Raw genomic sequence first — 14,506 nt, 5'->3', positions numbered from 1 at the left:
AGAGTGCCCCATTTCTACAGCGCAACGCATCTGGAAACGATTACGCCTTCCCGCGCTCACGCACGGCCCCACCATACGGGCGACAATAGGCGTTTTCCCGCTGCCGAGACCTGCCCGACCATGTCCCGTACTTCGTTGACCCGCTTCCTGATCCAGGAACAGCACGCCGGCCGCATCAATGCCGACCTGCGCCAGCTGATCGCGGTCGTCGCCCGCGCCTGCACCAGCATCTCCATCGCCGTCAGCAAGGGCGCCCTCGGTGGCGTGCTCGGCGACGCCGGTACCGGCAACGTGCAGGGTGAAGCGCAGAAGAAGCTGGACGTCATCAGCAACGAGATCCTGCTCGAGGCCAACGCCTGGGGCGGCCACCTCGCCGCCTGCGCCTCGGAGGAAATGGACCACAGCCAGCCGGTGCCGGACATCTATCCGCGCGGTGATTTCCTGCTGCTGTTCGATCCCCTCGATGGCAGCTCCAACATCGACGTCAACGTCTCCGTCGGCACCATCTTCTCCGTGCTGCGCTGCCCGACCAACGTCGAACTGCCGGGCGATGACGCGTTCCTGCAGCCGGGCAGCAAGCAGATCGCCGCCGGCTACTGCATCTATGGGCCCAGCACCCAGCTGGTGCTGACCGTCGGCCATGGCAGCCACGCCTTTACCCTAGACCGCGAGAAGGGCGAGTTCGTGCTCACCACCGAGAACATGCAGATTCCGGCGGCCACCCAGGAGTTCGCCATCAACATGTCCAACCAGCGCCACTGGGAAGCGCCGATGCAGGCGTACGTCGGCGACCTGCTGGCGGGCAAGGAAGGCGCGCGCGGCAAGAACTTCAACATGCGCTGGATCGCCAGCATGGTCGCCGACGTGCACCGCATCCTGACCCGCGGCGGCATCTTCATCTACCCGTGGGACAAGAAGGATCCGTCCAAGGCCGGCAAGCTGCGCCTGATGTACGAGGCCAACCCGATGGGCCTGCTGGTCGAACAGGCCGGCGGCGCCGCCTGGACCGGCCGCGAGCGCATCCTCGACATCCAGCCCGACCAGCTGCACCAGCGCGTGCCGGTGTTCCTGGGTTCGCGCGAGGAAGTGGCCGAAGCCGTGCGCTACCACCACGCGCACGACGACGCGCAGGGCTGATTGGCGGTTGCCTGACGACGGTCATGGCAGATCGATGACATGACCGTGGGGTGACACCGAGGGCGGCAAACGGCACCATCAAGCCGTTGCCGCCTAAGGAATGCACGCATGCACGAGCAGGGCCCGGTCGATTTCATCGAGGTCATCCACAACGCGGTCCCCAGCGAGGTCTGCGCGGCGATCGTCGAGCGCATGCGGGCGGCGCGTGGCCTGCAGCCCGGTGCCGTGGGCAGTGGCGTGTTCCCGGAACTCAAACACAGCAAGGATCTGCGCATCAGCGGCCTTGATGGCTGGCAGGATGTCGACCATCAGCTGCAGCACGCGGTGTTCAACGGCCTGCTGACTTATCTACGCCGTTATCCACAGGCGTTGATCGCGCCGCTGATGTTGCAGATCCAGGACAGCAAGGGCCAACCGCGACGCCTGTCTGCCGAGGACTTCCCTGACATGCCGCAGCAGCAGCTGGCCGACCTGGCCCGCACCTGCCTGCGCCCGGGCGCCATCAACCTGCAGTGGTATGCGGCGGGCGAGGGCGGTTATCCGTACTGGCACTGCGAGCTGTACCCCAAGGATGTGCAGGCCGAGACCCTGCACCGGCACGTGTTGTGGACGCTGTACCTCAACGACGAATTCGAAGAGGGCGAAACCGAGTTCCTGTTCCAGGGGCGGAAGATCGCACCACGCACCGGCAGCCTGCTGATTGCGCCGACGGCGTTTACTCATACCCATCGTGGCAATCGGCCACAGGGCGGCGACAAGTTCATCGCGACCAGCTGGATCCTGTTCCAGAGTGCGCAGAAGCTGTTTGGGGGTGGTTGATACAAGCTGGTCACTCGATGATCTCAGCACCCGCGTTTGAATCATGGAGCACGCCGGCCAGACCCTGTGCCGTGGCGCGAGCGGTTGGTGCTATCCCTTAAGGCAGACCGCTACCCGGGCTGCCCTCGCTGATAAGAGAATCCCCAGGTGCTGGCACTCCCTCCCATGCATCCAGCTGACCCAGCGATCTCTGAATGGCATTCAATTCGTAACTGAACTCGCGCATCTTGCAGTGGTCCTTCCAGCCTGCTGGGCTATCGAGATCAAAGCGTGCGTTGATGCGAACCCGCATCAGATCTTTGGTTGGATTTCCTGACGATCTCGACGCTACCTGAAACAGCCTTTCCGTAGCATCCAGTGCTGCCAGGTCTCAGGCTAAGACCAGTGCTGTAGAACGCTCTGGTATCACCCTCCGACAAACTGAAGACATCGCCCTCCGCCAGATTCGGGGGAAGGATCAATGTCAGCTTCCTGTATCTTTCATTCTCAACCTTGGCCGCTGTGTACTCGCGCAACGCCACTACGACATTGTCACCATCAACAATCCGGTGGCACGCAAGTGAAACTTCCCTGTAGTCAGGCCTTTCACAGCAAGCCACATCAGAATTGGCATTCCAGACAAAGAAGCTGCTTGATCTCTGGCTTCCAGAAAGCGATGCGCACGCGCTGCAAATCAATCCGAGGAAAAGCGTGATTACCAGCCTTGTTGGCACAGTCCACTTCCCAGAGATATCCGGTTCCAAGGCCGCAGGATCGCACCGCGCACCGGCAGCCAACTAACCGCGCCGGCTGCATTCACCCTCGCTCATCGCGGCAACCGTCCGCAGGGTCGCGACAAGTTCATCGCCACCGACCGGATCCTGTCCCAGTTGTTTGGTGCCTTCGCGCCGCGCAAGCCCCTGTCAGTCCATTTATTGGGTCGATGAGATTATGCGATCAAGGCGATTCTTCGGTAAGGGATCCAAGATCGAACGCCCTGCTGTACGAACGACGACTACTAACGGCAACATCTTCTGAACGGAAGAGCCTGCCATCACTGCATTTAGCAGAGAAATAATAATTCTTCGGTTTTTGTCCTGAGACAACCATCATTATCGTGGAGAACTCGCTTCGTACACCTTTGGAGCTCAGAATGTCTCCGGTCTCAGCAGAGATCATTTCCAACTGACATTCTTTCTCCTGCTGGGATGTGGTCGAAGATGATGGTATCGACCCCGACACTCGGATGACCATATCTCCACCGATAGTCGAGCAACCCGACATAATCAGCACACTCAATGCGGCTGAAAGATTCATTTTCATTCGGCACATTCCTCGGTCTGCTGCTGCAGGCATTCCTTCAGAGCCTGGGCATGGCTCTTGGAAAAAGCTATCGCTGCATCCTCAAACCTGTTGCCTTGCTCCCACGATCTGGAGCGCGCTACCTCAGCAAGATAGCCGGCTCGCGTCAACTCACCAGTGTTCCACTGCTGAAGCACATGATAGTACTCATGTAGAACCAAACTATGGTCGGCGAAGAAATCCTCTGTAGAAACAGACGATGGAAGCCTAATCGAGTTCTTACGAGTTGTGACGAAGTCATTCTTAACAACAGCCTTGTTGCGGATATTTACCTTTGCAACTGACTGGCCAAATATCATCTCCAAGCAATCCGCCATCGCACCCGAAGCAGGGGCCAATCCGAGCGGATCAATGTAGCTAACTGGATTTCCCGCAACGTAGGAGTACGTATTCATCCCCCCCGCCAACCCAATCGGATCACTCTGCACATACCGTCCCGCACTCGCGTCGTAGTCGCGGAATCCGTTGTACCAGAGCCCACTTTCACCATCGTAGTACTGCCCCGGGAAACCGATGTTCAGGCCGCCGATTTCGTCCTTCAGAACGCTGCGACCGTATGCGTAGTTGTACGCCTTCCACACCACCTGCTGGGCCTTGTTGGTCGCATACTCAGGTCGGCCAAGGTGGTCGTTGTGCACGAAACTGACCGCGCCATTGCGGTCGATACCGACCAGCTCGCCCCCGAACCACAGATAGTTCGTCCAGGTTGTTCCCGTCTGCTCGGACAGCAGCTGGTTCTGTCCAGCGTAGAAAAAGCGGCTGACTGAGCTTGCGCCGCTCTTACCCACGCGCTGGCCCTGCGCATTGAGCAGATAGTCCGTACGCTGCCCACCAACACTGCTCTGCACCATGCGGTTGAATGGACCATAGGTGAAGGTGGAGACGCGACTACCGGACGTTTCGCTGATGCGGTTTCCGAGCGCATCATACTGATAGGTGCGGGTTCCATCCTGGTTGGTGAACTCCAGCATGCGGTTGCTCTTCGCATCAATGGCATAGCGCGTTGCTTCCGTCGCGGCATTGAGCGCAGTGTAGTTCCCACCCGCGTCGTGGCTGAGCGTATAGGTAACACCAGAGCGCGCCAGCGTGCTCAACCGCCCCAGGCCGTCATAGCCCAGTGTCTGGCTGAGGTTAGCGGTCACATCGTCACTGATCCCAACGATCTCATTGTCACCGTTGTAGCGATACGAAGTGCGGCTCAACGCGGTGGTCTGCTGGTTGCGCACGGCCTTGGCCTCCAACCTGCCGGACGCATCCAGTGCGTAACTCTGCACCAGTCCGTTGCCATAGGGCATGCGTTGAAGCGTGCCGAGTGCGGTGTATTCGCTCGCACCGATGATCTCTTGGGTCACGGCGCCCTTGGTCAGTGAAAGTGAGTACGGGTAGCCAAGGCTGCTGTAGACGTACTTGGCAACGGCTCCATCGGGATAGGTAATGGTGCTGTTCCTTCCGATGCCGTCGTACGTATAGCTGACCGTACTTTCGCTGACCTTGCCTGCCAGCCCGGTCTGGTCCGTTCGGCTCACCAGTTGTCCCTGCGGGGAGTAAGTGAATCGAGCACTGGTACCCGGTGCGGCATGCGAGCACAGCCGCCCCTTGCCATTGAGGCAGTTGTCATAGGCGTAGGTCTGTTGCTGACCTTCCGCATTCTGGGAAATCAAACGGCCGAGACCATCATAGCCATAGCCAATCGAACTACCATCGCTGCGCACTGTCGCGATCCGCTGACCGGCCGCGCTGTACTCATGGTCGGTTCGCCCCGTATCGGGGCTGTTCTGCGCCCATAGTTGCCCGAATCCGTCCGTTTGATAGGTCGTTGTCAATCCACGAGGATCGATGACGGAGGTGAGACGATCTCCCTTGTCATAGGCAAGGCGCGTCGTTCCTCCATTGGCGTCGGTCTGAACCAGAAGGCGTCCACGAGGATCATAGGAAAACTTCGTCACACGATTCTGTGAATCGGTCGTCTGGATCAGACGATCCTCCAGATCGTAGGCGTAACGGATGTTCCGCCCTTGATCGGTTCGCTCGGCTACAAGCCGTCCCAGCTCGTCATACTCGTAGTTCACTGCGGAAACAATGGTATTGAGCCCTATCAGGGCCAAAGCGATGCTCGACATGTTCCTGGGCTTTCCTTAGCGCGGTTCTTCACAGAATTTCGGGTTGCAACTGCCCTTGTCGTTCTCTGCTCTCACGGTTACCTGGCCTTGTGGGCCCCAGGCAGTAGGCCCCGACGCCAGCTGACCCAGGTACTGGAACTGAGCCACGCCACTACCACTGTTCACCGGCGCAACATTCACGGTGAACGTTGCGACCGCGCCAGGCGCTACCGGACCTGAAAGCCCGATGGCATCGCTGGTGCGCAGAGTCTTGAGCACCATGTAGGTGTCGCCAGGAGTCCAGATGACATTGCCGGTATTGCGGAACTGGAAGGTCACGCTCGATGACTGGCCATTGAAGATATGCGTGGGCGCAGCAGAAGCAGTGACGAGGTCGGCGGTCCGTGTGATGGCCGGAATGGAGAAGGCACCTGATCGATTGATGGTGAGATTGTGGCCGCCGACGGGGGAGATGCCATGGATGTAGATGCTCTTTCCCCCATGGGAAGCGCGCATGCCTGCATCCAGGGGTACACGGAAGTAGTAAGCACGGCCCTGCGCTTGACACGCGTTGGCAATGTTCGCATCAGAGGCATGATTCGCGCGTGCACTCGCCACGTAGGTACCGCCGCCCGCTGCTCCACCCGCGTATACGTGCACGTCGATCGACGCATCCACACCGATCGAACATGCCCAGCCTTCGACGGTGTAGTTCCAACCGGCATCCTGCACAACACCTCCGATATCTCCGGTGATGTTTGCGCTGGGTATTGCAAATACTCCCGAGTTGCCCAGCGAACGATTGCTGCTGCTGCCAAGCGGCGAGACGCCGTACACCACGATCTTGCGATCCCCCAGCTTCTGCCGGTTGGCCAGCGTCAGTGGAATCTCGAACCGATAGCTCGTTCCACTGGTACCGCACTCCGCTGCGACGCCAGGCTCACTCGCCAGGTTTGCCTGCGAACCTCCAAGGTACACACCACCATCTGCATACGCGTCTACCAGAATGGAGCTCCGTGAACCCGTTGAACACGCCCAACCGCTGACGAACCAGTTCCACTGTGTATCGTGGATGACGCCATCGACGACGCCCTTGACCATGCTGTCACCGGCATAGTCGGTGAAGGCTTTCTCAGTGCGGGTGCGGTTTGAAGCCGTATCGTAGCTATGGCGCGTCCATGACCAGGTGCCATTGCCCAGTGGATACACTTCGGTCAGCAGTCGACGTCCTGCGTCGTAGCTGTACTGGGTCCTGATTCCAACAGGTGTGGTTACGCTGGCGATGTCGCCGGTCGCGTTGTAGGTCGTCGTCGTCGTGGCCCAACCCGAGCCCGTATTGATTCGATCCGTCAACACACGCCCACGAGCGTCATAGGTAATTTCACGGACGTCACCATTGATACCGGTAATGCGACCCGGCAAGCCCAGTTCGTTGTAGGCCGAGTACGTCACCTTGTGTCCCAATGCATTGGTGACGCTGGACAGATCTCCCTTCGCATCGAATGTGGACGTGATGTCGTCCTGTGCCAGAGGACCATCCTCTTTGATGGAAGCCGTCAGCCCGTTAGCGTGATAGGTGTAGGTGTAATGTGTGGTTCTTGCTTGGCCGTTTACACCCACCGCCGTCAAATTTCGTATCGTCGCAGAGCTGACGTTGCCTCTGCCATCGTAGGTGAAGGTGGTTTCGCCATCGCCGACAAGCGTTTCTTTCAGCAAATGACGTCCTGCCGCGTCCCATTGATAGAGCGTGGCGCGTTCGGCCGAGCTTCCAACGGCCTCGCTTTTCTTCAACAGGTTGCCTTCGGGGCTGTAGTCGAAGTCGGTGATGTTGTCGACGAAGTCATGAACGATGTCCGGGTTTCCGTTGGCATCGTACGTTCGCTCCTTGTAGCTCGCAGGGCAGGTCGATGACCGGCTTCCGGTCACCGACACCTGACGACCATCCTCGTAGGCATACGTGGTGGTACGTCCCAGTGGGTTGGTCTCGCTGACTTTCAGCTTGACCGGACGTGTCCGGTCATCCGTTGCCGCCAGAAGCGTGCTCTGTGACCCGCTACGTGCAGCAAGTTGGATCGGACCACCCGGCAGCGAGCGGGGTTGAATGCAGATCTGACCCTGGCGTGGGTTGTACTCACACCACCCGGTCTCTTCGCTGCCGCGGACACCGCCCGGCCGGGCAGGCGCAGGAGGTGCTGCCACCGGCGCACTGCTCTCGACCAGGTAGCTGAAGGTATGCCGCTCTATCCCACCGGCATGCTCCGACAGCGTCGCTCGCTTGTTGGCATCGTATGCGAAGGTGGAGTACCGCACGCCGTTATAGGATTTTCCGGTGAATCCCCCCAGATAGCGCGCGTCTTCATAGTGATAGGTAATGGTCGTCTGCGGCGCACCTGGCAACGTTACGCTGGCAAGGCGGGCGCGGCCCGCTCCGAACACGTCGGCGGTATAGCCATACTGGTAGACATTCCCAGCCGGGTCCTTGGCCTGAGTCAGCAGACCATTGTTCCACGTGAACTGGATGCTGCGACCTGACGAGTGGGTGACCGTCTGCAGATACTTGTTGATGTAGGCAAAGCTCCAGTACACACCTTGCTCGTTACGGAGTTCGGTTATGTAGCCGTCTGTGTTGTAGCGCTCGATTCCAAGCTCTTCGTTGTTCAGCGTGAAACTTCCATCGCTGTTCTTCACCAGGTACGCGATCGGCTTGGCACGATCCTCGTTCCATCGCGCTTGGGCCTCATTCCAGATCAGCTTGATGCGTCGGCCATCCGGGCGCTGTGCCCACGCCGTCTTCTGCGCGTTGGAGAACGCCAGGCTGTAGTCGAAGTTGCTGATCCAGTGATTGCCGAACAGGCCCGCAGCGCTCCAGTGGTGATTGTAGGTGCGCTCGAGGAACAGGCCCATTTCCCCATTGACGGTGAAGTCGCGCTCGATCTCTACCTTGTTGCCGGTATAGAGCACGACAGGATTGCCCTTGCGCTCACTGCAGTCGTCACGGCGATCATCCGTTTGCTGTTCCAGCGCCGTTTTGGCAGGCATGGAGATATCGGAGTGGTAGGTGACGCCTCGGCCGATGGAGATTACACCCGATGATCCGATCGCCGGGCCACGTGTATGGGTGACGGTGATCCTGTCCATGTCCTTGGCGTCGGAACTGCCATTGTTATTCTGGAGATAGACGTGAGTTGCCTTCCTCGCAGAAGCGACAGGGACCCAACAGGTACTTGTCACCATCAATGGGATCAACAGAAGGGCGGTAACAGACGTACTTGTCGAACGGAGCTTCATGCTCTTGGTGTTCCTTGAATTTCTGGATCAGTGCCAACTCGCGCCTGAACAAGTGGTTCAGGGGCATGAATAGTAATCTGATGTTCAGCGGATTGAACAGCGCAGAAGTGCGCGTCCGCGAATGTCGGTCGCCGATACTGCGAAGTACATCGCATCGCTGTCATCCGGCTGAATGTGATCGGTCCCGCCGATGGTTGCCTCAGAACAACGAACCCTGCGGCGAGTCCTTGCGCGGCGGCAGCGGCTTCTGGAACCGGCTGCAATCCAGCTTCGGCCAATGGCTGTTCTGCGCATTGAAGCCCAACCGCTTGCGTGCCAGCTTGAAGCGGTTGTTCAACAGCTCCGCATACACGCCCTGGCCACGCATGCGCGTGCCGAACTGGCTGTCGTAGTCCTTGCCGCCGCGCAGTTGCTGGATCGTGCTCATCACGTGTGCGGCGCGATCGGGATGATGCGTATCCAGCCAATCGCGGAACAGCGGTGCCACTTCCAGTGGCAGGCGCAGCAGCACGTAGCCTGCGGTGCTGGCACCGGCATCGTGTGCAGCCTCCAGCACGGCTTCCAGTTCGCTGTCGTTGATCCACGGAATCACCGGCGCCACCATCACGCCCACCGGAATGCCAGCTTCATGCAGACGCTTCATCGCACGCAGCCGTGCATGCGGCGCTGACGCGCGCGGCTCCAGCTTCGCGGAGAGGTGCGGGTCCAGCGAGGTCACCGAGAAATGCACGCTGACCAGGTTCTCCGCGGCCAGCGGTGCAAGCAGATCGATGTCGCGCTCGACCAGTGCGTTCTTGGTGATCAGCGAGAAAGGATGCTTGGTCTCCAGCATCACTTCGATCAGTTGGCGGGTCAGCTTGAACTTGCGCTCGATCGGCTGGTACGCATCGGTGTTGATGCCCAGCGCAATCGGCTGCGGCACGTAACCCGGCTTCGACAGCTCCTTGCGCAGCAGTTGCGGCGCATTGGTCTTGGCGAACAGCTTGGTCTCGAAGTCCAAGCCTGGCGACAGGTTCAGATAGGCATGCGAGGGGCGCGCGAAGCAGTAGGAGCAGCAACACTATATGTGTTCGGAGAAAAGTGCTCACTGCATCGTCGGCCCACAAGAGATTTTCCGTTAAGCCTAGCGGAGCGACAGCAGTACTTCGCCTTGTAGCCTGAGGCAATTGAGCGCCGGTTAGCGCCTAGAGCGCGTCCGGCAGGGGCTCAGGGGATTCAGCGATGCTTGCAGGCCGAGGGAGCCGGAAGACCCATCCTCGCCGGCTGAAGTATGGAACCACCTCATACGATGCCTGACCTTGGCGCAGGCTGGATCACGCAGACAATGTGGATTGGAGTGAGCGACAGTAGATATGGGAACTCGTCCGCACGTAAAACGATCTACGTCCCTTTCACCTGCAGGAATACGTCGATGCCATTCTCGCCGGCGATGAGCATCACCGCGGGTAATCCGTGCGCACCCAGCCTTGTGCAGAGATGTGACAGAAGGTCCTGATCTTGGATGCTGGGAACTGCGTTCACGCCCTTGGGGTGCGAATGCCAAGCACCTATCCAAAGGACCATACCGGCTGTTCGTCGCTGAGCCTCATTGATGTCTTCCTGCACGCCGTAGCTACCGCACTGGAAGTCCGTCTCAGTTGACACACTGTCCCTTGGCGCGGGACGGCCGTCCACGAGATGGATTGTGTTGAGCTTGAAATCGACGACGCCCAGAAGGATTCCTCCGGTTTCGAGTGGAAGCGAGTTGGCTCGTTCCCCCAGGAGTTGTTCGCAGAGACCTTCGTCCCAGAAAATCTCCCAGTCTCCGACCTTTTTCGAAAAGGTTCGTCTGGCCGCCACCTCAATGTGACGAATGCTGCCGTCGCTCGAAGACTCCCATACATCGATACTTGCACCGGAAAGCATTGACCTATTCCTGATCTGCCTTGCAAGCAATGATGCACTTCGCAGCACCTGGTCGTAGCCCAGGACGACAGAGACATCGCGACAGCCCGCCCCACTTCGAAGTGGGCGACCCTTTGCTTCGAGATGCACTGCTCCCCAATCTTGCTGGATGATCGCCCTGTAGTACTGGGCCTCAAGCGATGCGCCTCTGATCTCCTGCGCGCTATCCTCAGCAAGAAGCACGCAGCCATCTCCCGACGGCGTCAAGAAGGCTGCCATACCTCGAGGTAGGTCCGCTCCAGACCACGCCCTAGTTACCTGGATGGTTGTTGATGCATCGATGAGGAGATCGCCACGCTTCAGGCACGCGTGTACCGGCTCTGTATCAAGGTCCGAGGCCCGATTCTGCAACGCTTTCACATCTGGGTCGGCAAACCCGAGCGTCCGCCGCGCATGGCGTTTGGCAACTTCGACTTTTGGTAGCCCAACCTGATCTTGGGTGCCGACATGCCGGACGACGTTGTGCTGAGCCAGAACGTCGGGATCAATGTAGTCCCAGTGGCCCCATGCGGAGCGGGACCATATATCGATTAGGGCACTTCCCAGGGCGCCCACGCCTGCAATTACGCCGCGGAACTCACCGTTTTCAATTCCCGACCATCGCTTCGCCTCGTCTCGATCAAGACTGCGGCTGACGTCGATGTGCAGCACCTCGATATCTTGCCAACCCTTCTCTGGCCACCTTGGTCCCTCTCCAAGTATAAGGACTGGCTGGACTGTATCGTTCTCTCCGTACCGGCCAAGTGCCTGTATTTTTAGCCCTAGCGCGACCAGGTCACAATCGATTCTGAAGCCCATCGAGTCGATGCTCACAACTTCACCGTCTCTTAGCCGCGGAAGACGAACGATCAAGATGATTCGCCCCTGACCCGGCTGGACGTTGGCGTTGCAGCATCGCCGGAAAGCCTCTTGAACGGATTTGGCCAGTCCCGGCATCAGCGAGCTTCCCTTAGCAACAAGCAGCTCTTCAAGACTGCCAAGCGATGACGGCGGCGAGGAGAGTGGCAGGTGCGCGATTGGGGCGGCATCCATGATGAGTATGCGATGAGGCGCCCGTGCCGGAGAAGCGGACGCGACAATGCGCGTGCGATATGTCACTCCGCGTTCCCACTCCCACGCGTCCATCAAAGCAAGCTCCTTGGACGGATCGCTCAAAGCCTCCGCAAAGTCCGGCGGGAGCATTAGGCACTGCCCAAGGCTGTAGAAGACAGGCTCCAAGCCGCGGTCGGCCCCATGAATCGTCCCATCTGCCGTCTTTTCCAGCCAGGCTAGAAGGGTCTCGAGTAGCGCTTCTGGCGTGAACCTGTGTTCCGCAAGCTCCCAGTCTCCCTCCATAATGCAGAGAGACGGCGGTCCTTGGTCGCCCGTGGAGTACTGATGCAGCGCTCTCGGAAAGCTCTTCCTGAGAGGTCGAGCTTCGAATGGGAATCGGGCACCAGTTCGGTAAAGAAGTGCCATTCGTTCGATGCGGTGAATCCCTGCGTCGTTCCCGGGGGACACGGCGCCATCACCAACATCGGCCACTATGATCTCTGCAACGAATGGGTGTTCAAGCCGTCTCAGCTCCACAACATTGATATCCGCATGTGCATTGCAGGCCCTGAGGAGGGCTTGCATGCGGCTATCGCGGAATGGATCAGCCTCATCTTTGGGGATGATGACCCCCCAGTCGAGAAAATCTGAAGTCACTGAGGGCTGCCCGCACGCGGCGCGGCAGCCAGTGCCGCTACCGTAGAAGAGCCTGCGCCTGCCTTCCTGACTCGGACTGCCCCGAATGAAACCTGGAGATCCAGCGGAGTCTGCTCCCAGTACTGCGGATACTCTCCGGTGCACATGAATTTTCCACCCACAGCAGCCAGGATGCTCTCGTACTCCCTCTTAGCGCGAATGCACGGCGGATCATTCTTGTCATCCAGGATCCGCTTTGAGCTAGCCACAATCACGGCACCTGTCTTCGCCTGACCCAGGGCAGCTCGCGCTTCAGGGGACACTTGGGCCTTCTCGCCCTTTTCGGACCAGCTATCCCATGACAGCGAATGCCACGAGCAATGGTGTGGTGCCTGAAGAAGGTCGTACTGCAGCGCACCGCTCTTCCCATACTCAGTCCAGAGAAGCTCCCATACGTAAACCTCCGCATCACCGCCAGACAGGAACTTGCAGCGGGGGCGTCCGGCCTCGACGGATTCCAACGCGAAGTTGATGACGATGCTGGAATTGTTCTTCTTCAGCTCCTCAACAATGTCCGGGTCGTCGCAGAGGATGGGCGCGAGCAGCGTTGCCTCAAAGTAGGAACTATTAGCACCATTAATGCGGCTGAAGGTGCTGCCAGGTTTGATGACGATAGGGGCGAGATCGTCCGTCTTGCCGTCAACGTCCTCACCCATCAGAAGTACACGCTCACCGTCCTTGTTCCCTAGACCATGGCGGTACTGGGTTACCCGCCGCTTTGCCTCGCGATTGAAGGCCAAGGCGTCGTCGCAAAGAACATGGTCCTTTGAACGACGGCGGAAGACCAACGGAGACGACCAGATTTCACGTATAACAATCCGCTTGTCCTTGTCAGCTTTCTTGTCATCAGGATAGTCCTCGATCGGCCCCAGATAGAAATGACGGGCTAGGCCGAGACAGTGGTCCTTGTCGGGGTGACTCAACATGAAGACGTCTACATAGGGTCGGCCAAGTCCATCCCGCTGCAGCCTGGCTCGCAGATCCGAAGCCACATCACGTACCGAAGTGTCGTCAGCATCGTCCGCCGCGGCGCGGATGTTAACGTCAATCAGGATAGAGCTGACCGCAGCATCCGCGAGGCGGATCAGGGTCATGTCACCGCAGTCGACCGGGAAGAACGTGATGTTGCTCATTCGAGTTACGCCTCATCGTGTTGGCCACCCCCCGGTGGCCATTGGACGCACTATACTACGAAAAACTACGAGGTCATAAAAAATAGTGGCCGCCATCGGGAATTTCATAGATGTCCAATAAATTCAATGACTTGAAAGGAAGTTCTGGCCGCAAAGAACGTTGGGGACAGGCCCGCCGGCTAGAGTTCATTGACTCCCGACTCTTGTGGGGGGGGAAGGTCAATCGTTCCGACCTCGTGGAGTTCTTCAAAATCTCGCCCCCTCAGGCAACGCTGGATTTTGCTGAATACGCTGCACGCGCGCCCCAGAATGCAAAGTACGACGCCAAGGAACGCGCGTATGTGGCAATGCCGACCTATACGCCAATCTTTACCGAAGGATCGAGCGCCCGATATCTAGCAGAGCTGCATGCCATCACCACTGGCTTGCTGAGCCCCGATCTAAGTTTCTTAGGCAATCCGCCGCCTTCGGAGATTGTGAGCTTCCCGGCCCGCCGGGTCGATGTCGGTCTTCTACGGGAGACCTTGGCTGCAATTCAGTCCGCTAAGGCTCTGGAGATCACCTACCAGACCATGGCGCGTGCTGAGCCAGATGTAAGGTGTGTCTCTCCCTTAGCGTTGGCGTACGACGGGTTTCGATGGCACATCCGAGCCTACTGTCACCTGCGCAAGGACTACCGCGACTTCCTCTTCGCCCGAATCTTGACGGCCATGCCATCTGGAAACGCTCAAGCCGCGATCAGTGGCGACGAACAATGGAACCGCATAATCGATGTCGAGATAGCCCCTAACCCCGCGCTCTCTGAGGGCGCGCGGCGAGTTATTGAACTGGATTACGGCATGTCAGACGGAAGATTGAAGTTGAGGTGCAGACAGGCTATGGGCTACTACTTGCTGGCACGCTTGGGTCTCAAGGAGCAGGAGAACGAATCCGCAAAATCGCAGCAGATCGTCCTCGCCAATCGCGCTGAACTGGCAACCTACCTCCCCACCATTGTGCGGCCGGAGCGGTAGATGG

Annotated in this window: 8 protein-coding genes and 2 pseudogenes; 4 read left to right on the top strand and 6 right to left on the bottom strand. The window is 58.8% G+C overall.

Annotation, left to right across the window (positions count from 1 at the left end; all coding sequences use genetic code 11):
• The first annotated feature begins 120 nt into the window (after positions 1-120).
• From N5D91_RS14565 to N5D91_RS14555, 3 genes and pseudogenes are all read left to right on the top strand, one after another.
• Positions 121-1,137: a class 1 fructose-bisphosphatase gene (locus tag N5D91_RS14565; protein WP_180854279.1), complete on the top strand. Its 1,017-nt coding sequence runs from the start codon at positions 121-123 to the stop codon at positions 1,135-1,137.
• Positions 1,138-1,245: 108 nt separating this feature from the next.
• The gene (locus N5D91_RS14560; protein ID WP_180854280.1) at positions 1,246-1,956 is read left to right on the top strand and encodes a 2OG-Fe(II) oxygenase; all 711 of its coding nucleotides are present in this window, start codon (positions 1,246-1,248) and stop codon (positions 1,954-1,956) included.
• A 695-nt stretch (positions 1,957-2,651) separates the two neighbouring features.
• Positions 2,652-2,882 (top strand): annotated as a pseudogene (locus N5D91_RS14555) (hypothetical protein); the annotation flags it as partial.
• Positions 2,883-2,892: 10 nt separating this feature from the next.
• Here N5D91_RS14555 and N5D91_RS14550 read toward each other — a convergent pair.
• The 6 genes and pseudogenes from N5D91_RS14550 to N5D91_RS14525 all read right to left on the bottom strand — a co-directional run bounded on the left by N5D91_RS14550 (position 2,893) and on the right by N5D91_RS14525 (position 13,489).
• Positions 2,893-3,258 (bottom strand): hypothetical protein, encoded by a 366-nt coding sequence (locus N5D91_RS14550; RefSeq protein ID WP_162621978.1) that lies wholly within the window; start codon positions 3,256-3,258, stop codon positions 2,893-2,895.
• Positions 3,255-5,417, bottom strand: a complete 2,163-nt coding sequence (locus N5D91_RS14545; protein ID WP_180854281.1) for an RHS repeat-associated core domain-containing protein — start codon at positions 5,415-5,417, stop codon at positions 3,255-3,257. The genes N5D91_RS14550 and N5D91_RS14545 overlap by 4 nt, the downstream gene beginning before the upstream one ends.
• A 15-nt stretch (positions 5,418-5,432) precedes the next feature.
• Entirely contained in the window at positions 5,433-8,534 is a 3,102-nt protein-coding gene (locus N5D91_RS14540; protein ID WP_239496510.1) for a DUF6531 domain-containing protein, read from the bottom strand.
• Positions 8,535-8,883: 349 nt separating this feature from the next.
• A pseudogene (locus tag N5D91_RS14535) lies at positions 8,884-9,738 on the bottom strand (PA0069 family radical SAM protein); the annotation flags it as partial.
• Between the two features lie 326 nt (positions 9,739-10,064).
• Positions 10,065-12,245 carry a ThiF family adenylyltransferase gene (locus N5D91_RS14530; protein ID WP_180854282.1) on the bottom strand — a complete coding sequence of 727 codons (2,181 nt, stop codon included), beginning with the start codon at positions 12,243-12,245 and terminating at the stop codon, positions 10,065-10,067.
• Positions 12,246-12,313: 68 nt separating this feature from the next.
• Positions 12,314-13,489: a metallohydrolase gene (locus tag N5D91_RS14525; RefSeq protein WP_180854283.1), complete on the bottom strand. Its 1,176-nt coding sequence runs from the start codon at positions 13,487-13,489 to the stop codon at positions 12,314-12,316.
• A gap of 110 nt (positions 13,490-13,599) precedes the next feature.
• On the opposite strand from N5D91_RS14525, the gene N5D91_RS14520 reads away from it, so the two are divergent.
• Positions 13,600-14,502: a WYL domain-containing protein gene (locus N5D91_RS14520; RefSeq protein WP_258011529.1), complete on the top strand. Its 903-nt coding sequence runs from the start codon at positions 13,600-13,602 to the stop codon at positions 14,500-14,502.
• The last annotated feature ends 4 nt before the right edge of the window (positions 14,503-14,506 follow it).

Source organism: Stenotrophomonas sp. GD03794 (assembly GCF_029842145.1).
In the GTDB taxonomy this organism is placed as follows: Bacteria; Pseudomonadota; Gammaproteobacteria; order Xanthomonadales; family Xanthomonadaceae; genus Stenotrophomonas; species Stenotrophomonas riyadhensis.
This window is presented reverse-complemented; position numbering and strand designations above follow the sequence as displayed.